Below are 19,688 nucleotides of genomic sequence, written 5' to 3' on the forward strand. Positions count from 1 at the left end.
AAAGCCAGGCCCGCACTTTCGTGCGGGCCGCCTTCGCCCGTCACTACTATGCCCTGCCACGCCCAATCAGCCGTGACCTTTCCCTGTACACAATGCGGCCTGTGCTGCCAGCATGTTCATTTGGCCGAGGAAACTCGTTTCCTTGATCGCGGTGATGGCACCTGTCGGCACTATGCCGCCGTCAGCAAGGGTTGCAGCATTTACTCCGAACGCCCTGACATCTGCCGAGTAGATAGGCAATATGCGCTTCACTATGCCCGACAGTACACCTGGGATGAGTTCGTCATGCTGAATCTTCAGGTCTGCGAACTTCTGCAAACGCAGCAGAAAAACGCATCAAGGTCTGAATCACCGGAATAACTGGGATCAGCTGTGGTCGGGCATGCTTTTAATGCCCGACTTTATTAATGCTTTGAAATACCAAGCCTTTATAGATTTGGATGCTGACATCGTTACCCATGTGTAAAGGTTGGGCAACGATAAAGCCGTTGCCCAACCTTTACTGCTGACTTCGGCTCCGACCGGCCAACGGCAAAAATCTCAAATCGCTTAAACTAATTTCCGTAAATCGCTTAGGCTCGAAATGCTGTTGCCGGCAACAGCAACCAATCAGGCCCGCCCGGCAAGGGCTTGAAGCCGAAATGCCGATAAAAACCGGCAGCCGTTGTGTCTTTAGCATGCACAACGATTCCGACCATTGCCAACGATATACTGGCTTTTGCTACTTTCTGACAGGCGTCCGCTACAAGAATGGATCCCAAACCTTTTCTCTGAAAGCGGGTGTCGACGGCGAGCCGTCCTATAAGCGCGACCGGCACGGGATACCTTGGCAGTGTTTTACTCAATGACGGCGGCAAATCAGCGCAGCTGACGCTGCCTGCGCTCAAGGTATAAAATCCTGCCAATTGGGCGTTGTCATGCTCCGGCGTGGCAATAAACACCCTGGCAACATTGCGTTTAATATCTTGTGAAGCATAGCGTCGGATGTATTCGTCAAGTACGGGTTGTCCACAATTAAAGGAAGCCGTATCAACCGTTTTGTCTAACGGACGAATACTGAAAATCATCACCCCGAAACCTGCTTCGCATGGCGTTTGAATGCCTTTTTCAATGCCGGATTGGGCTCTGTTGGTGTATCGAGCGCTGCCAGAAAGGCATGAAAATCTTCCGGTTGTAACGTGATGTTTTCATGAGCCTGCACGATTTTCTCGGCGGCGGCCAAGGCGTGGGTTAACACAAACTCTGAAATGCTGACATGGGCGTAAGTGGCGGCTTTGTCGAGCAGTTCGCGCGCACGGGCATCGCAGCGAATATTCAGGCGACTTTCTTTGGCGGTAGAATTTTCCATCAGACACTCCATAAGGGTTTATGGCATAGTTGTACGCCGGATGTGAGTACATTGCAAGAAGGATTGTTTCGAACTCATCAGACGTGCTGAAATTTATACGGTAAATTCAAGATTCAGATCATAGCGAGTATGCTTCCTTTCCCCCGTGCGTAACAACGCACCCTTGCCGACCAAGTCCTGTAAATCCCGTGTCGCGGTGGCCCGGGTTGCGCCGGTCAGGCTGATGTATTTTTCGGCGCTGAGCCCGCCCGTAAAACCTTCCGGTCCTTCACGGAACATCCTGGACAGCGCCTTCTCCTGACGCGGGTTCAATTGGCCGCGTAAGCGATCATGCAGTTTGGCTTTTTTGATCAGAAACTCGATCCAGGTTTGGGTATAGGCTTGGGCGGTGACAACCAAGTCAGCGAAATAGATCAGCCAGCCGGTGATTTCGTTGCGCCGGTTCGCATGTTCAAGGGCCTCGTAATAGGCTTTTTTGTTACGTTCGATGGTGGCGGCTATCGCGATGAGCGTCGGTTGCCCCAGGCATTGGGCCAGTGCTTTTTCGGCAAGCGCCCGCGCAATCCGGCCATTGCCGTCTTCGAAGGGGTGGATGCTGACAAAATAGAGGTGGGCAATGCCGGCGCGCAATAAAGCCTGCAACGGCCGGTTTCCGCTCGGCGCCGTGTCGTTAAACCAGGTGATGAATCGTTCCATCTCCGCCATCACTTGCTGCGATGGCGGGGCTTCGAAATGCACTTTCGGGGCATAGACGGCGCCGGATACGATTTGCATTGGCTCAGGGTGAGTCCGGTAGCGGCCGATGTCGGTTAAATCACGGCGGCCTTGGGTCAGCATTCGATGCCAATCGAACAGCAGGGTATGGGACAGGGGAATCTCAAAACCCCGATATAAATCGACCATCACTTCCGCAATGCCTTGCTCGGCAGGGGGTATTTTGCGATGGTCGGTCGCCAGTCCGAATTGGCGGCGAATGGAGGATTGAAGGCTATCGCGGTCAAGCGATTCGCCTTCGATCGCCGAAGTCTTTAACGCTTCATTGCTGATCAGCTCGACGGTTAATTGCTGCTTGTCTTCTTCATCGAGGTGCTTGAAGGCTCCGAACCTGAGGCCGGCACCCAACAGCAGATGTTTCTCGCTTTCCTGAATGCGGGATTTGTCATAGCTAAAATCAGGCCAGTCGGGTTGTTGCCAGTTCCACGTCATGAGTTATACCTTCTTTTTCTATAACTCATCATATGCAAAATTGTGAGTTATAGAAAGAAGTTTTATAACTCATGCCTTCATCGTGAGACAACCCTTGCATCGTTCCCACGTCGGAGCGTCACTGTTAAGTTAAGGATTGCCGGTTCCTTCTCCCTCCGCACCCACAGGGCATAAAGGAGAAGGCTAGGATGACGACTGCAAGGATGCAGGAGGTAGAGCAATGCAGGAGCTATTGCCGAGGGGATAAAATTAAAGTATTTTTCCTTATTTTATTCCCCTCACCCCGACCCTCTCCCGGTGGGAGAGGGAGTTTTGCCCTTAACTTAATGGCAGTGACGCCGGAGCGTGGGAATGATGTGAAAATAAAGTATTTTTCCTTATTTTTGACTGAATCCCAATAAATCCACCGGCAAGATCAAATAATCGGTCCATTCGCGGTCGCCATCGGCCTCATCCTTCGTCGGCAGCAAACGCTCATTCCAGCCGCCGCCCAGGGCCTTGACCAGCAACACCGAGGCGTTCAATTGTTCGCCCTTCAGTTGCGCGGCGGTTTGCTGGTTGGACAATGCGACGGTCTGCGCGGTCATCACGTTCAGATAACTGACGGTGCCGGCCTTGTACTGATTGAGCGTCAGCGCCACTGCCTGTTCGGCGGCCTGAACGGCCTTGTCTTGCACCTGGATTTCTTCCTGAAGAATCCGCAAGGCGGCCAGGTTGTCCTCGACTTCCTGGAAGCCGGTCAGCACGGTCTGCCGGTAGCCGGCGACGGTAGCGTCGTGGGCGGCGATGGCCTGCTGGTACTGGGCGTTCTTGACGCCGCCGTCGAAAATGGTCAGCGCCGCGCCGGCCGGTCCCAACGCCCAGTAGCGGCGCGCCATCGTGAGCAGCGTGTCGGTGTCGCCGGATTGAAAGCCGCCGCTGACGGCCAGATTCAAGGTCGGGAAATAGGCGGCCTTGGCGACGCCGATCTTGGCATTCGCGGCGGCGACCTGACGTTCGGCGGCCGCGATGTCGGGGCGGCGTTCGAGCAGTTCGGACGGCAAGCTGACCGGAATCGAAGGCGGCTGGACCTGTAACGGCGATGCCGGCAGCGATAACTCTGCCGGCGTCTTGCCGATCAGCACCGCGATCGCGTGTTCGAGCCTGGCCCGCTGCACGCCGAGATTGACGGCCTGGGCGCGGGCCGATTCGAGCTGCGCCTCGGCCTGCACCACATCGGTCTTGCCGGCAACGCCGACCGCATAGCGGTTTTTGGTGATTTCGAGCGTCTTTGCGAAAGCGGCCACGGTTTCGTCGAACAGGGCTTTCTGCGCGTCCAGCGTCTTGAGCTGGAAGTAGTTCTGCGCCAGTGTGGCCTGGCTGGACAGGATCAGCCCATGCAGGGCCGCGGCGCTGGCTTGGGCGCTGCCGGTGTTGGCCTCCACCTGGCGGCGAATCCTGCCCCACAGGTCGGGCTCCCAGACTGCGCCGGCGCCGAGGCCGAACAGGTTTCTGATCCCGGGCACCGCGATACTTTGGCCCGAGGCGGCCTGGAAGCGGCTGACTTGTCCGGTCAAGGTCGCGACCGGCAGCAGGGACGATTGCGACGATTGCACCAGATGCTGGGCTTGGCGGTATTGCGCCTCGGCCTGAGCCACCGACTGATTGGCGCCGGCCACCTGTTCGACCAGTTCATTTAACTTCGGATCGTTGAAAATCTGCCACCATTTTTGCGGCAGCGCGGTATCGCGCGGCTGCGCGGGCTTCCAGCCCTTCGCCTCCTTGAACGCGTCGGTAACGGCCGCCTCCGGGCGGACATGGTCGGGACCCACCATGCAGCCGGCAAGCGGGAGGCTGATCAGGGGTAAAATCATCAAGGAGCTAATGCGCAAATTCATGCAAATCTCAGTCAAACTCAAGCGGGTTCTCCCGCTTTCTCGGCGGGACGGTTAATAAATCGGGCGAGGAAGCCGCAGCGGAGGCGGTCGAGATACAGATAGACCACCGGCGTGGTGTAGAGGGTCAGCAACTGGCTGAAGATCAGGCCGCCGATAATCGTGATGCCGAGCGGCTGACGCAGCTCGGCGCCGTAGCCGCTGCCCAGCGCCAACGGCAGCGCACCGAACAGCGCGGCCATCGAGGTCATCATGATCGGCCTGAAACGCAGCATGCAGGCCTCGAAAATCGCGGCGCGGGAATCCAGATGGTGTTCGCGCTCGGCCAGCAACGCAAAATCGATCATCATGATCGCGTTCTTCATCACGATGCCAATTAAGAGAATCACCCCGACCAGCGCGATGATGCTGAATTCGGTGCCGCTGGCCATCAGGGTCAGGAGCGCGCCGACGCCGGCCGAGGGCAGGGTGGACAGGATCGTCAAGGGATGCATCAGGCTTTCGTACAGCACGCCGAGCACCAGATAGATGCTCAACAGGGCCGCCAGGATCAGCCAGGGTTGGTTGTTCAGCGATTGCTGAAAGGCTTTGGCCGCGCCCTGAAAACTGCCCTGAATCGCATCGGGCACCCCGATTTTGCGCATCGCCTGGTTGACCGCCTGCGTCGCGGCGGACAGCGAGACGCCGGGTTGCAGGTTGAAGGACAAGGTGGTCGCGGCAAACTGGCCCTGATGGCTGACCGTCAACGGCGTGTTGCTCGGCGCGAAATGGGCGAGGCTCGATACCGGCACCTGCCGGGGCCGGACGGCCTCGCCGTTCGCCGGTGTTTGACCCGGCACGCTGACATACAGGTGCTTGAGCGCCTCCGGGCTCTGCCAGTATTCCGGCGCCAACTCCATCACCACCCGGTACTGATTCAGCGGCTCGTAGATCACCGATACCTGGCGCTGGCCGAAAGCGTCGTTCAGGCTGGCGTCGATCAGTGCCGGATCGACCCCGTATCGGGCCGCCAGTTCGCGGTCGACCACCAGCCCGATCTGCTCGCCCTTTTCCTGCTGGTTGCTGCTGACATCGTTCAGCTCGGGCAATTCGGACAGGGCGCTCTGCACTTTCGGCGTCCACTCGCGCAATAAATCCAGATCGTCGGACTGCAAACTGAACTGGAACAGCGACGGGGATGAACGCCCGCCGATGCGCAATTCCTGCGCCGGAAAAACCTGCAAGGTGGCGCCCGGAATCCGGTTGAATTGGGTTCGGAAGCGGCGCATGATGCTGTCGATCGAATCGCGCTGGTCATGATCCTTCAGGTCGATGAACACGATCGCGTTATTCAGGCTGCGCTGGCTGCTGAAAAAACCGTTGATGTTGGTGACCGCGGGATCAGCCCGTACCCGTTTCGCAAACTCGAAAAACTTGTCCTGCATGGCCCAGAACGAAACACTTTGATCGGCCTGCACGACGCCCATCAGCCTGCCGCCGTCCTGAGTCGGAAAAAAGCCTTTGTCGATAATCTTGTACAAATACACGTTCAGCCCCAGGATGGCGACGAAGACCGCCAGCATCACCCGGCGATGACGCAGGGCCCAACTCAAGCTGAGGCCGTAAAAACGCTGAAGGCCGACGAAGGCGCGTTCGATGCCCCGATAGATGCGGCCGTGCCTCGGGCTTTCCTTGCCGAGCCAGCGGGCGCACAGCATCGGCGTCACGGTCAACGACACCAGCAGGGAGACCAGCACCGCGGCCGACAAGGTCACCGCGAACTCCCTGAATAACCTTCCGACCAAGCCGCCCATCAGCAATATAGGAATGAATACCGCAATCAGCGCGACATTCATCGCCAGCACGGTAAAACCGACTTCCCTGGCGGCCAGCAGCGCCGCCTTGAACGGCGCCATGCCTTTTTCGATGTGGCGGCTGGCGTTTTCTAGCACCACGATCGCATCGTCGACCACGAAGCCGGTCGCTATCGTCAGCGCCATCAGCGACAGGTTATTCAGACTGTAATCGCATAGATACATCACCGAGCAGGCGCCGAGCAGCGACACCGGCACCGCGATGATCGGGATCAGAGTCGAGCGCAAATTGCGCAAGAACAACAGCACGACCAGAATCACCAGGATGATCGCAAACAGCATCGTGTGCTCGACTTCGACGAGCGATGCCCGGATCGTCAACGAGCGGTCGGAGGCGACTTGCAGGTCGATCGCGCCCGGAATCGACGCCCTGAGCTGCGGCACCATCGCCTTGATCCGGTCGACCGCTTCGATCACGTTGGCCTGAGGCTGTTTCTTGACCACCAGCAGCACCGCCGGCTTGCCGTCCTTGACGCCGGTGTTGCTGAGATTTTCGACCGAATCCTCGATCTTGCCGAGATCGGCGATCGTGACCGGCGCGCCGTTACGGTAACTGACGATCAAGGGCGCATAATCGGCCGCCTTCCGCGCCTGGTCGTTGGCCTGGACCTGCCAGCGTCGGTCCGCGTGCTCGATCTCACCTTTCGGCCGGGTCGTATTGCTTTGAGTTATCGTATTCCGGACATCCTCCAGGCCGATGCCGTACTGGTTCAGCGCATGGGGATTCAGTTCGACGCGCACCGCCGGCATCGATGCGCCCCGGATGTCGACGCCGCCAACGCCCGGAGTCTGCGCGATTTTTTGCGCCAGCAGCGTGGCGGCCACGTCGTAGATTTGGCCGAGATCCAGGGTGTCGGAGGTCAGGGTCAAGACGATGATCGGGGAGTCGGCCGGATTGTCGCGGCGATAGCTCGGGAGGCTCGGCATGTTGCTCGGCAACAGGTTGCCCGCCGCATTGATCGCGGCCTGCACGTCGCGGGCCGCGCCGTTGATGTCGCGGCTCAGGTCGAATTGCAGGGTGATCTGGGTGCTGCCCATGCCGCTTTCGGAGGTCATCTCGGTGATGCCGGCGATCCGTCCGAGCGCCCGCTCCAGCGGTGTCGCGACCGTTGCGGCCATCGTTTCGGCGCTGGCGCCGGGTATTTCGGCGCTGACGCTGATCGTAGGGAAATCGACTTCCGGCAAGGACGCGACCGGCAGATTCAGAAACGCCAACACACCGGCCAGCGCGACCGCGAGGGTCAACAGCGTGGTCGCGACCGGACGGCGAATGAAGAGGGCCGAAAAATTCATCACAGACCCCCGTCGTTCTCAATCGCTTCGACCGGATTCGGACGCAAGACGGCATTCACCCGCCGGGCGAGCGTGTCCATCCACAAATAGATCACCGGCGTGGTGTACAGGGTCAACAACTGGCTGACCAGCAGGCCGCCGACCATCGTAATGCCGAGCGGATGGCGCAATTCCGAACCCACGCCGCTGCCCAGCATCAACGGCAACGCGCCGAGCAGCGCCGCCAAGGTGGTCATCAGGATCGGCCGGAAGCGCAGCAGGCAGGCCTGGAAAATCGCCTCGCCGGGCGGCATCTTGTGCTTCCGCTCCGCCTCCAGCGCGAAGTCGATCATCATGATCGCGTTTTTCTTGACGATGCCGATCAGCAGAATGATGCCGATGATCCCGATGATGCCGAGGTCGCCGCCGGACAGGATCAAGGCCAGCAGGGCGCCGACGCCGGCGGAAGGCAATGTCGACAGGATCGTCAACGGATGGATGTAGCTCTCGTACAAGACGCCGAGCACGATGTAGACGGTCACGATGGCGGCCAGGATCAGCCACAGGGTATTGCCGAGCGAGGCGTTGAACGCCTGTGCCGCACCCTGGTAACGGGTGCGGATGCCGAGCGGCAGGCCGATGTCCTCTTTGACCTGATCGATCACGCGCACCGCATCGCCGAGCGCCGCGCCCGGCGCCAGATTGAACGACAGGGTTGCGACCGGAAACTGGTCGAGATGGTTGATCGCCAGCGGCGTCGGCCGTTCGGAAATTTCGGCGATCGCCGACAGCGGCACCTGGCTGCCGTTGCCGGAGGGGATGCGCAGATCGTTCAGCGAGGCAGGGCCCTTCTGGGCCTCGGGATCGATTTCCAGCACTACCCGGTACTGGTTCGACTGGGTGAAGATGGTCGATACCTGGCGTTGCCCGTAGGCGCTGTAGAGGGTGTCGTCGATCGCGGCGGGAGTGATGCCGAGGCGGCTCGCGGTGCTGCGGTCGATGTTCACATAGACTTGCCGGCCCTGATCCTGCACGTCGCTGGCGACCTCGGCAAATTCGGGGTGGGCGGACAGTTTCGCGGCCAATGTCTGAGTCCAGAGGTTCAGTTCGTCGATGTTCGGGCTTTCCAGGGTGAACTGGTATTGCGTGCGGCTGACCCGGTTTTCCATGGTCAAATCCTGCACCGCTTGCAGGTACAGCTTCACATCGCTGACTTCGGCCAGCTTCGGCTTCAGCCGGGCGATCACCTCGGCCGCGCTGACCCCGCGTTCGTCCCGGGGCTTCAGATTGATCAGGAAGCGGCCGGCGTTCGGGGTCGTGTTGATGCCGTCTACGCCAATGAACGACGACAGGCTCTCGACCGCCGGGTCCTCTACGATCAATTTGCCGAGCGCCTGCTGGTATTCGCTCATCGCGGCGAACGAGGCGTTTTGCGGCGCTTCCGAAAAGCCCTGGATCAGGCCGGTATCCTGCGCCGGAAAAAAGCCTTTCGGAATGAAGACATACAAGGCCACGGTCAATGCCACGGTCGCGGCGAATACGGTCATGGTCAGGGCCTGATGCCGCATTACCCAGGCCAGGCTGCGGCCGTAAGCGGCGATCAGGCGATCGAACCAGCCGTCGCCGTGGCCCTGATCGTGCTCGAGGCCCTGGCGCAGCAAGCGGGCGCACATCATCGGCGTCAGGGTCAGCGACACGACCGCCGACAGCAGGATCGCGACCGCCAGGGTGATCGCAAACTCCCGAAACAGCCGGCCGACCACGTCGCCCATGAACAGCAGCGGTATCAGCACCGCGACCAGCGAAAAGGTCAGCGAGATGATCGTGAAGCCGATCTGCTCCGAGCCTTTCAGCGCGGCCTTCATCGGCGATTCGCCGCGTTCGATATGGCGGGAGATGTTCTCGATCACGACGATCGCGTCGTCGACCACGAAGCCGGTCGCGATGGTCAGCGCCATCAGGGTCAGGTTGTTGATGCTGAAATCGGCCAGATACATCACAGCGAAGGTGCCCACCAACGACAGCGGCACCGCGATGCCCGGAATGATCGTGGCCGGCACGTTGCGCAGGAACAGGAAGATCACCATCACGACCAGCGCGATCGCGAGCAGCAGCTCGAACTGCACGTCATGCACCGAGGCGCGGATCGTGACCGTGCGATCGGTCAGCGGCAGCACCTCGACGTTGGTGGGCAAGGCTGCCTGCAATTGCGGCAGCAAGGCCTGGATGCGTTCGACGACTTCGATCACGTTGGCGCCGGGCTGGCGCTGGATGTTCACGATCACCGCCGACGACGCATTGGCCCATGCCGCCAGCCGGGTATTCTCGGCATCATCGATCACGTTGGCGACCTCGGCCAGATGCACCGGCGCGCCATTCCTATAGGCGACCACCAATTCGCGGTATTCGGCGGCCGAGCGTAATTGATCGTTGCTGTCGATGATCGCCGAGCGCAGCGGGCCGTTGAACATGCCTTTCGGTTGATTCACGTTGGTCGCCGCGATCGCGCGGCGCAGGTCTTCGAGGCTGATGCCGTAGGCGGCGAGCGCCTGATGATTGGCCTGGATGCGTACGGCCGGGCGCTGGCCGCCGCTGAGGCTGACCATGCCGACGCCGGGCAACTGCGAGAGTTTTTGCGCGATCCGGGTATCGACCAGATCCTGGACCTTGAACAAGGGCAGGGTCTTCGAGCTGACCGCCAGGGTCACGATCGGCGTGTCGGCCGGATTGACCTTGCTGTAGATCGGCGGCTGCGGTAAGTCGTCCGGCAGAAAGGTCGCGGCCGCATTGATCGCGGCCTGCACGGTCTGCTCGGCGATGTCGAGGTCCAGTTCGAGCGCGAACTGCAAGGTAATCACCGAGGCGCCGCCGGAGCTGGTCGAGGACATTTGGGTCAGGCCCGGCATCTGCCCGAACTGGCGCTCCAGGGGAGCGGTGACGATCGAGGTCATCACGTCCGGGCTGGCGCCGGGATACAGGGTCACGACCTGGATGGTTGGATAATCGACCTGCGGCAGGGCCGAGACCGGCAATAGCCGATAGGCGAGGATGCCGACCAGTAGCAGCGCGACCATCAGCAATGAGGTCGCGACCGGGCGCAGGATGAAGGGCCGCGACGGGTTGAAGGTGGGCGAGCCCTGGCCTGAATGATTCATCGTCAGCTGCGTTGCTCGCGTTTACCGGGCTGGGCTTCCGGGGCGATCGACGACTCCTGGCGCGCGGCGACCGCCTGGCCGTCCCTTTCGGCGATGTCGGCCTTGCCGCCGTCGCGGAGGCGATCGAAGCCTTGCACCACGACCGCTTCATCGGCTTTCAGATTGCTCAATACCGCGACCTTGTCGGCGGCGCTCGGGCCCAAGGTGACGCGGCGTTGCTGCACGCCGGCATCCGGGCCGACCACATAGACGAAAGCGCCCTGGCTGTCGTATTGCACCGCGGCGCTGGATACCTGCGCCGCATCATGCAGGGTGTCCAGCAGCATCTTGATATTCACGAACTGGTTCGCGAACAGGGTGCCTTCGCTGTTGTCGAATTGCGCCTTCAGCTTCAGGGTGCCGGTGCCAGGATCGATCTGATTGTCGATCGCCAGCAATTTACCGACGGCGAGCCGGACCTTGCCGGCGCGGTCATAGGCTTCGACAGGAATCGTCTGGTTCGAACGCAGGCGCCGGACCAACGGCTGCACCTTGTCTTCCGGCAGGGTGAAGACCACGTTGATCGGCTGTAGCTGTGTGATCACGACCAGACCGTTCACATCGCCGGCCCTGACCTGATTGCCCTGATCGATTTGCCTGAGGCCCACGCGCCCTGCGATCGGCGCGGTCAACCTGGCGTAGCCGAGCTGCAATTTGGCGTTGTTGACCTGGGCCTTGTCCATTTCGACGCTGCCCCGGTATTGCTTGACCTGGGTTTCCTGGGCCATCACCTGCTGGGCCGCGATCGAGTCCTGGGCCAAGAGCGTCTGGTAACGCGCGTGATCGAGTTCAGCGTTTTTCAGCAAGGCTTCATCGCGCAGCAACTGGCCTTCCGCCTGCTGCAACTGCACTTGAAACGGACGCGGATCAATTTCCGCTAAGAGATCGCCTTGCTTGACCATCTGGCCTTCGCTGAAGACGACGCGCACCAGTTCGCCGTCGACCCTGGGTCTGACCGTGACCGTGCGCAGGGCCGTCACCGTACCCAAACCGTTCAGATACACCGGGAAATCGGCTTGCGTGACCGTCTCGACCGACACCGCCGGTACGCCGCCTTCGCCGCCGCGCTGGGGCTTGCCGGCGCCGCTTTCGGGTGTGGCCGCCTTGCTCTCCGTGCTGTGCCCTATATAAAAGCCGGCGGCAGTCAGCGCGATCGTCAACAGGGTGGCGGGAAAAAGTAAACGCCGCAAGCGGCTGCCGGGCGGCGATAACAGCGGCTCATCGAGGGTGTTCATAGGTATCGGCTAGTTGTGAGTGTGGGTGCGAATGGCTTCGATGCCGGCCAGTGAAAATTGCACGACATGGTCGGCATAGGCCTGGATGTCGCTCAAATCGGCAGAGGGGCTGGGCTGGGGGCGAACGTGCTGGATTTGTTTCAAGCGCAATAATTGAAAGCACTGGCCCATGATGCTGTCATGGCAATACTGCAAATGGCGGTCGTCGGCGGCATGGCCCAGACACTCCCTCAGCAGGCCGAACAGTTGCCGGCGCTGCGGATCGATTTCCTTTTCCAGAATGTCCGCCAGCAAACGTGTCGGGCGGGCCATTTCCTTATGCATGATCGCGAATGAATAGCCGTCGCGGTCGGCGACGCGCTGAATCAGCGAGTATATCCGTCCGGCCAGACGCTGTTCCGGAGCGGCATCCCCGGCGACGCCGCCGTCGGGCGGATGCCGGGTCAGTTCGTGGGTGAAAGCGAAACGCCAGGATTCCAGATACAGGGTCTCCTTGTCGCGGAAGTGGTAATTGACCGAAGCGATGTTGGTTTGAGCCTGTTCGCAGATTTCCGCGATCGTCGCTTCCTGGAAGCCTTTCTCGGCAAAGATGCGGCAGGCGGCGGTCAACAGTCGGTTGCGCGTGCGCTCCGATTTTTTTTTCAGATCAGTCATGCGGATTGAATAGAGTCATAAAGCTTGAGGCAGATAATTGAAATTTGAAATTCAAATCAGCTTTAGACTAAGCAGGCTTCGTGCCATCTATTAAACTTTTGTTTTTGATTGTTTTTTATTCTAATTGCATTCGGAAAACTGCTGTCGGGGCAGCAGCGGCTGTCGGAAGGGTGTTGCCTGAGCAACAGTTTGCGAAAATGAGTGACTAGAATGTAGATACTGTTATTCGAGTCAAGCGTCATGAAGAACAGGGTTGAACGATTTACCTGATTTCAAGACGCCGAATGCGACATGAACGAGCTTACGCATCATGGCGCCAATGATGAGCTTAGGTGGCTTTCCGGTGCTGGTCAGGCGTTCTTTAAAACGCTTGCCCCACGCGGTTTTGTAAAGGGTGACCATCGCAGGCATATAAAGCGCTTTACGCAGAAAGGCATGGCCGACCTTGGACAACCTGGGTCTGCCTCTCACGCTACTACCCGACTCGTATTGGCGTGGATCGAGCCCGGCAAAAGCAGCAGCTTGGCGGCCGTTGGCGAAGCGGTCGGTGTTGGCATAAAACGCCAGTATGATGGCGCTGGTGCGCTCGCCGATACCGGGGATGCTGTCGAGCAAATCTCGTTTTTGTTTGAGATCAGGGTATTTGTCGATGTGCTCGTTAATGTTTTTAATCAGTTGCTTAATAGCATTGTCGAGCCAATCGAGATGCTGCTGAATATCGTCATGGACGGCATCGCGGGAAACGCCAAGACGGTTGCTTTCCTGTGTACGCATGGTCTGCAGCGCCTCCAGACGCAGTACCAGAGCACGCAAAGCGATTTCCTCCTGACTTGGAGCCTGCCAAGATTCGGGTCGACGCTCGGCACAGAAATCGGCGATCAGCCGGGCATCGACCGCATCGGTTTTGCTACGGGTGAGCCGGGAGGCGGCATAGGCTTTAATTTGCGCCGGATTGACGACACTGACAGTGAGACCTGCCGTCGCCAGGCACTGGGCAACGTCTTCCCAGTAAATGCCAGTGGCTTCCATGCAGACATGGACGGATGTTGCTTGATACGACGCCAACCAGTCGGTTAATTGAGCAAAGCCGGCGTTGGAGTTGGCAATGACTTTGCTGCGAAACTTGCCGTTGGGCAAGCGCAAGGCGCAGTCCAACTTGGCTTTAGCAACATCAATGCCGAGATGAAACAAAGACATAGAAAACCTCAAATGATCTACCTTGTGAATGCGGGCTACCGGCAAGCCGGGCCAAAGATACTGTCCGATCGTTGATCGAGGCGAGTAGCTGCTGCATGATCTACGTCACGGACTTGGTTTTCCAAGGCTGGGTACGGCATCCAGCTACTCAAACCTGAGGTGCCCCTCAGGTGTGTTACACGGTGCTTTTATAGCTTAAACCCGTTTAAATAACACGGGATTTATAATACAAGGGTGGGTTCGGCGCGCCTGCTCTTATCTTTCGCGTTCGGCAGATCTTTCCGTGCGCCGAACCCGCCTTTTTTGGCTCCTACATTTTTTCTGGTTCCCAACGTCAATGTTGGGAACCCGTCTCGCCAAGCTCCTGCTTGGCGAGACGGGAAGCTGGAGCTTCCCGGACCTTGTTCCCAAGCCGGAGCTTGGGAACAAGGTCAATCTTGACCGTGCGAAATATAAAAAAAGGCCATCACTCCGGAAGCGTTAAGCATCCAGAGTGATGGCCGAGGCGTCAATTTATCTCGAACTGGTTTGCAGGCCGATAGCGGCGCGCAAATTAGCCAGTGTGGCGATGCGCGGTCCGTGCAGGGCGGCGATCCGTTCGACATTCAGTTTCAAGTTGCGGATGTTGTCGAAGAGATTGACCGAGTACGGATTCGGCGATGACGGCGGCGGTACGTTCGCCGCGGTCGGGGTATAGGCGTCGGCCTCGATCAGGATTTTTTCCTTGGGCAGATAAACCGCCGCGAAAGCATCGTTATGGCTATTGCCGGCTAGCGCATGAATTTCGATCTTGCGTTTTCCGTCCGACAGCACGTGCTTGCCGTTAAAGCTTTCGAATTGGGCCGGCTTGTTCGATCTCGCCAGGCGATCGGGATTTAGCGTATGCGGCGCCGCCCAGACCGTTTGATAATAAGCCTGATTAGGCTGTGACGTTACGATCGTCGCGCCGGCATCCACGAAGGTACGCAGGCCGCCGGAGTGGTCGAAATGGGCATGGGTATTGATCAGGTATTTGATCGGCTTGTTCGGAATCACTTCCTGCAATTTGGCGATCAGCGCGAGCGAACGTGCTTCGTTCTGCGGCGCTTCGACCAGCACGATGTGGTCTTTCTGGTCGATCGCGACGCTGTGGTGGGTGCCTCCGGTCAGATAGTACACGCCGTCCGCGAGCTTGTTCACGGCGACCTTGACGGCAGGCGCCGTAGCAGCTTCCTGAGGGATTGCTATATTGACGGCCGGATTGGCCTTGACCTCGGCCACGTCGATGTCCAGCACGGGGTAGCCGCCCTGGCTGCGTGAGATGTGGCCCGGAAACTGGATGCCGCCGAAATCCTTGTAATTGCTGTAACGGGTCTCGACCAGGGTATCGCCGAGCACCGGATTGTCTATCCAGGTTTGCACTTTCTCCAGTTGGTGCTGGCCGTTGATAAAGCCGACATAGCGGTATTTGCCGCCGGTGGTGAACGCGACCTCGGTGCCGCCGTTGACGGACTGCTGCTGGGCGTGGTTCTGCAGCGCCGCTTTGAAAAAGCCTTGCGGGCTAGCCCAGATTTCGGCCGCGCGTTCTTCAACGGCGGCCGGTTGTGCGGTGACAGTCGGCGCCGGATTCGGCGCATTCGCGGCTGGTGGCGTCACATTCCAGGCCGTAGCGCCGCTGATGTATTGATCGATCTTTTGCAGGGTCGGCGCCGGACGCTGGCGGCCGGGTTCGATGATTTGTTTGCGGCTGATCTCTACCTTCGCGCTGGCGGTCTGATAATCGATGTCGGCGCTGTAGTTCTGGACCTCGAACGGCGGCCACGGCAAGCCGGGATTCGGCGCCTGGCCGAATTGATACCAGCGGCCTGTGCCGGAAAATTCGATCGATTTGATCGCGTCGGAGCCGGCGGCGGTGGCCAGATCGAGGTGTTGGGCCTGCTGCGTGCCGCAGCCGGCCGCGGCCAGTGCCGTCGTCAGGGCGGCAACTGCGTGTAACGATTTGGACATGGAATCTCCTGATGGGGATTTAAGGACGAAGGAAAAATTGAAAGTGAAAACACTCCTGTAGCAAGACGCGTACCAGAAGGCGCTGGTTGCCGAGTAGCCTTATGTGCCGGCAGGGAAGCTGGATGCGTTAAGCCGGTAGCGGCGAACCATTGATGAATTGTCAGCAGAAGCTGTTGGGCGGTTGCTTCTGTAGAGACAGCAATAGAGGGGATTTACGGAAATGAATTTATCTGTAAAAATATGAACTTGATCTGGCAGCTTCCAAAATAAGTCCCGACGGAATCTTACATCGAATGTTCGAGTTCGACCCAAACTAGTCTTTTACAGTCATAATTTGATTGGCAAATTGATCTCACATAGCTGACTGTCATCAAGACAAAAAGAAACCGTATATCATATGAAACAGTAAGTTATACAGTTAGTGTCCCGGTGAAGTTCAACAAAGTCAATTGACCAGAGTTAGATAATTAATGAAACTATTAATCACTTATTAAAACTAGGAGAAACATCAATGTGGGGATGGCTTGAGATTTCGTCGGTGGGCAGGAGCAAGTTGGTTCAATCTATGTCTGTATGGATGTTGCTCACTCCTATTGCAGCAAAACTACTTGGCTCCGTCGATCACATCTCGCTTGGCTCTATTGCGCCAGGCGTCAATGTTCCACTCGCGCTTCCCTTTAGTTGGAAAGTATTCTTCTATTGCTCACTTTGCTTTGCTGTCGGCAATCTAATTTATAGCCTCCGGGCTCCGGAGATCATAAAGCGTTTCAGGAATTATGCAGATTTCGAGGAGCAAGAAGGCAGCTTGTACCTTCTGATAGAGGCAACCAAAAGAGAGTTGCGTCAGATCAAGGACTATTTTCCAGACACTGCACTCAAAGAAACGGTAGTGAGATATACCCCTGATGATGATATATCAGATTCGTGGCAGAGGACTGAACTAATAGATAGGTGGTGGAAAGGTATGGATTCGCTAAAACACTCCTCTAGGGACAATTTACCAGATATATTTTCGTCGTTCAGGCTGATCTTGTCTTCGACAAGGCCCTATTGGCTATATATATGTACGATTTTCTATGCTGGTGGCTTTATTGGGCTACTATGCATCATATGGGAAAACACAGTGTATGTGGTTTTGTTGCATAAATAAAGACTGTCATTTTTTTATTTAATTAGAAAAAATCATATTTTGTCAAAAAAATTATCAAAATAAATAACTTACTGAATTGTGCGGTAAAGCCACTACGCTTAAAGTAAAATAGAAATAACCTAACACTCTAATATTGTAGATAAAATTATGGAGTATGAAAAAGCGATTGTAACCTTTATAGATATTTTAGGTTTTAGAGAGCTTGTAAAATGTGAAAGCTCACAAAAAATTCACGAAATATTAAAGATTGTTGAAAAGGCAGCAACACCGGATAATCCAGATAAGTGGCTTTATGCGCCAGAAACAAAGGTTTTTTCTGACTCCATAATTCGTGTTAGAAAAATTAACACCAAGGAGAACATTCGCTTTCAGATTGGCTTGCTTTTTTATGAGCTGCTTGACCTTTTACATGCCTAAGTTGATTTAATCTGTAGCAATATTTTAATACGCGGCGGAATAACTTTCGGTGATATTTATATGGATGTCAACCAAATTTTTGGGCCTGCGTTTATAAGAGCCTACGATTTAGAAAGTAAATTTGCCAACTATCCGAGAGTTGTTGTTGATCCCTTACTAATTAGTGAATTTAAAAATAACAATTTACTTAGAAATGTCAGTCACTCATTGAAACAGGAATCTTCTTATATCAAAGACATGATTCGACAGAGCGATGATGGATTATTTTTCATTGACTACTTAAGAGCAATTGTAACTGAATATGAGAATCCTGATCTTTATTTGGTGTTTTTAAAAAAACATCGCGAAATAATTTTGGAGTCCATAGCAGGATTGAATGAGCACAATAAATTTACAGAAAAATATACATGGATGGCAAATTATCACAATAACTTCATTGACAAATTAAAGAAAAAAAATAAATCTAAAAAAAATTTACAAGAACTACATATAAATTCTTCCGATTTTCCAAGCCTGCAACAAGTGTAAGATGGTTACATGGTTTATCGGGCCTAGCAGGATGGCGAAAAACTCCTCTAAATTTCCACTACCCAGTTAGGAGTGAATTTTTCAAGGCTAATACTGCGAAATATCAGCTTTTATCGGAGGATTCCCCCTGAGATTGGGGTACTAGTTACCCTAAATTTGTATATTACCCTTAAAGCCAATAACCTTCTGACACAAGCATCACCGTCTGCAATGTCTCATAAAACCGCCGATCAAGGACATACGCCAACAGCCTGGTAGGTCGGGCAACAGCTTTATCGTTGCCCGACGTTCTGGTGATCAGTCAGGAAACAACGTTGCAATAAACTGGCTTTGAGATGTCGGGCACAAAAAAGCGTGCCCGACCTACAAATCTGGTTCCCAATCTCCAGGTTGGGAATCTGGTGTTGGAAGCTCCAGCTTCCCGTATCACGAAAGACTGGAAGCTGGAGCTTCCAGGGCGGCATTCCCAAGCAAGAGCTTGGGAACGAGCATAAGCCTCTCCAGTAGGGTAAAGTCATCACGATCTCGACGCCAGCTTCTCGTTGGACTTGCCCTCGGCTTCCACGACGCTGACCGTCTCGCCTTGGGTCAACAGATCCGACGGGCTCGCGACCAACACGTCGTTCGCGGCGATGCCTTCCATAATCTCGACCTCGCGGCCGAAATCGCGGCCTATTTTTACCGGGCGCAGATCGATTTTGCCTTGGCCATCGACGATGACCGTGTGCGTGCCGTCCTTGTCCATCACCAGCGCATTGGCCGGTACCAGCAGCGGGCTTGCCTTCTGCGCGATGTCGATCGCTATTTCGACATAGGCGCCCGGCAGCAATTGACCGGCGTGATTCGGCAGGCTGATCTCGGCCTGCCGGGAGCGGGTGACTGGATCGAGAGCGCCTGCGACATGGTCGATGCGGGCGCTGATGGCCTGGCTTTGCGTTCCGAGCGGACGCACCGACGCGCTCTGGCCGGCCTCGATGTCGTCGGCATAGGCTTGCGGCACCCAGACGCTCAGGCGCAGCGGGTCGGTCTGGGTCAGCGCGAACAACTCCTGGGTGCCGGCGCCGATCAGGCTGCCGACATCGACCGCGCGGCGGGTAATCACGCCGTCGAACGGCGCGACGACGCGGCGGTAGTTTTCGATGTTTTCGAGGCGCTTCACATTCGCCGTAGCGGCGGCCATGTCGGCCTCCGCCTGCAGGAAGGCGGCGCGTTTTTCGTCGACCTCCTGTTTCGGCGCGCCGTCGGTCTCGCTCAGCTGCCGCCAGCGTTCCCATGTCGAGCGCGTCAGCTCCAGGCGGGCCTTGACTTGAGCCTGTGCGGCCCGGCCCTGCGCCAGTTCGTGTTCCAGTTCCGGCACGTCGATCTCGGCCAGCAGATCGCCCTTTTTGACCGTATCGCCGATGTTCTTGTGCCAGGCTTTCAGGTAGCCATTCGTGCGCGCGAAAACCTGGGTTTCGGTATAGCCTTTCAGGCTGGCCGGCAATACCAGTTTGCGCGAGGCCTCGCCGGGACGCGGATGCACCGCGATCACGCTACGCTGCAGGCTGTCGGCGGTGCGTTGAGCCAGGCTTTCCGCTGCGCTCTGATTCACCGCATAGCGCCAGACGCCGGCGCCGAGCAGCAGCAACAGGAGGGCCGATCCGGCTTTGCCGGCGATATTCAGGGTGCGCCGGGGATGGGTCGTGGGCGGCAGGGCGAATGCGGGCGAGGTGTGACTAGGCATAAGATTATTTCCTATTAAATGAGCACTCGGTCAGCTTCGTAGGATGTGCTG

At 57.0% G+C, this 19,688-nt stretch carries 15 protein-coding genes; 4 read left to right on the forward strand and 11 right to left on the reverse strand.

Features of this window, described 5'->3' with window-relative positions; translation table 11 throughout:
* The first annotated feature begins 48 nt into the window (after positions 1-48).
* The gene (locus ACEPPP_RS16395; RefSeq protein ID WP_374088437.1) at positions 49-360 is read left to right on the forward strand and encodes a YkgJ family cysteine cluster protein; all 312 of its coding nucleotides are present in this window, start codon (positions 49-51) and stop codon (positions 358-360) included.
* 212 nt (positions 361-572) lie between these two features.
* Here the strand turns inward: ACEPPP_RS16395 and ACEPPP_RS16400 are convergent, their stop codons facing one another.
* From ACEPPP_RS16400 to ACEPPP_RS16445, 10 genes are all read right to left on the reverse strand, one after another.
* The gene (locus ACEPPP_RS16400) at positions 573-1,067 is read right to left on the reverse strand and encodes a GNAT family N-acetyltransferase (RefSeq protein WP_374088438.1); all 495 of its coding nucleotides are present in this window, start codon (positions 1,065-1,067) and stop codon (positions 573-575) included.
* Positions 1,067-1,348, reverse strand: coding sequence for a DUF1778 domain-containing protein (locus ACEPPP_RS16405; RefSeq protein ID WP_374088439.1), 282 nt, complete (start codon positions 1,346-1,348; stop codon positions 1,067-1,069). Before ACEPPP_RS16405 ends, ACEPPP_RS16400 begins: the two co-directional genes overlap by 1 nt.
* 93 nt (positions 1,349-1,441) lie before the next feature.
* The gene (locus tag ACEPPP_RS16410; RefSeq protein ID WP_374088440.1) at positions 1,442-2,554 is read right to left on the reverse strand and encodes a Fic family protein; all 1,113 of its coding nucleotides are present in this window, start codon (positions 2,552-2,554) and stop codon (positions 1,442-1,444) included.
* A gap of 377 nt (positions 2,555-2,931) precedes the next feature.
* On the reverse strand, positions 2,932-4,431 hold the full coding sequence (locus ACEPPP_RS16415) for an efflux transporter outer membrane subunit (protein WP_374088441.1): 1,500 nt from the start codon (positions 4,429-4,431) through the stop codon (positions 2,932-2,934).
* Positions 4,432-4,448: 17 nt separating this feature from the next.
* On the reverse strand, positions 4,449-7,574 hold the full coding sequence (locus tag ACEPPP_RS16420) for a multidrug efflux RND transporter permease subunit (protein ID WP_374088442.1): 3,126 nt from the start codon (positions 7,572-7,574) through the stop codon (positions 4,449-4,451).
* Positions 7,574-10,708, reverse strand: coding sequence for an MdtB/MuxB family multidrug efflux RND transporter permease subunit (locus ACEPPP_RS16425; protein WP_374088443.1), 3,135 nt, complete (start codon positions 10,706-10,708; stop codon positions 7,574-7,576). Before ACEPPP_RS16425 ends, ACEPPP_RS16420 begins: the two co-directional genes overlap by 1 nt.
* A gap of 2 nt (positions 10,709-10,710) precedes the next feature.
* Positions 10,711-11,982, reverse strand: coding sequence for an MdtA/MuxA family multidrug efflux RND transporter periplasmic adaptor subunit (locus tag ACEPPP_RS16430; protein WP_374088444.1), 1,272 nt, complete (start codon positions 11,980-11,982; stop codon positions 10,711-10,713).
* A 9-nt stretch (positions 11,983-11,991) separates the two neighbouring features.
* Positions 11,992-12,636: a CerR family C-terminal domain-containing protein gene (locus ACEPPP_RS16435; protein ID WP_374088445.1), complete on the reverse strand. Its 645-nt coding sequence runs from the start codon at positions 12,634-12,636 to the stop codon at positions 11,992-11,994.
* Between the two features lie 231 nt (positions 12,637-12,867).
* On the reverse strand, positions 12,868-13,833 hold the full coding sequence (locus ACEPPP_RS16440; protein ID WP_374087657.1) for an IS110 family transposase: 966 nt from the start codon (positions 13,831-13,833) through the stop codon (positions 12,868-12,870).
* Positions 13,834-14,346: 513 nt separating this feature from the next.
* The gene (locus tag ACEPPP_RS16445) at positions 14,347-15,819 is read right to left on the reverse strand and encodes an MBL fold metallo-hydrolase (protein ID WP_374088446.1); all 1,473 of its coding nucleotides are present in this window, start codon (positions 15,817-15,819) and stop codon (positions 14,347-14,349) included.
* Positions 15,820-16,330: 511 nt separating this feature from the next.
* On the opposite strand from ACEPPP_RS16445, the gene ACEPPP_RS16450 reads away from it, so the two are divergent.
* The 3 genes from ACEPPP_RS16450 (at position 16,331) to ACEPPP_RS16460 (ending at position 17,914) form a co-directional block, all read left to right on the forward strand.
* The gene (locus ACEPPP_RS16450; protein ID WP_374088447.1) at positions 16,331-16,969 is read left to right on the forward strand and encodes a hypothetical protein; all 639 of its coding nucleotides are present in this window, start codon (positions 16,331-16,333) and stop codon (positions 16,967-16,969) included.
* Between the two features lie 147 nt (positions 16,970-17,116).
* Positions 17,117-17,386, forward strand: coding sequence for a hypothetical protein (locus ACEPPP_RS16455; protein WP_374088448.1), 270 nt, complete (start codon positions 17,117-17,119; stop codon positions 17,384-17,386).
* Between the two features lie 60 nt (positions 17,387-17,446).
* Positions 17,447-17,914, forward strand: a complete 468-nt coding sequence (locus ACEPPP_RS16460) for a hypothetical protein (protein ID WP_374088449.1) — start codon at positions 17,447-17,449, stop codon at positions 17,912-17,914.
* Positions 17,915-18,431: 517 nt separating this feature from the next.
* On the opposite strand, the gene ACEPPP_RS16465 is transcribed toward ACEPPP_RS16460, so the two are convergent.
* Positions 18,432-19,637 carry an efflux RND transporter periplasmic adaptor subunit gene (locus ACEPPP_RS16465; protein WP_374088450.1) on the reverse strand — a complete coding sequence of 402 codons (1,206 nt, stop codon included), beginning with the start codon at positions 19,635-19,637 and terminating at the stop codon, positions 18,432-18,434.
* Positions 19,638-19,688: the final 51 nt, after the last annotated feature.

Origin of the sequence: Methylomicrobium lacus, from assembly GCF_041897535.1 — a bacterium.
GTDB lineage: Bacteria > Pseudomonadota > Gammaproteobacteria > Methylococcales > Methylomonadaceae > Methylomicrobium > Methylomicrobium lacus_A.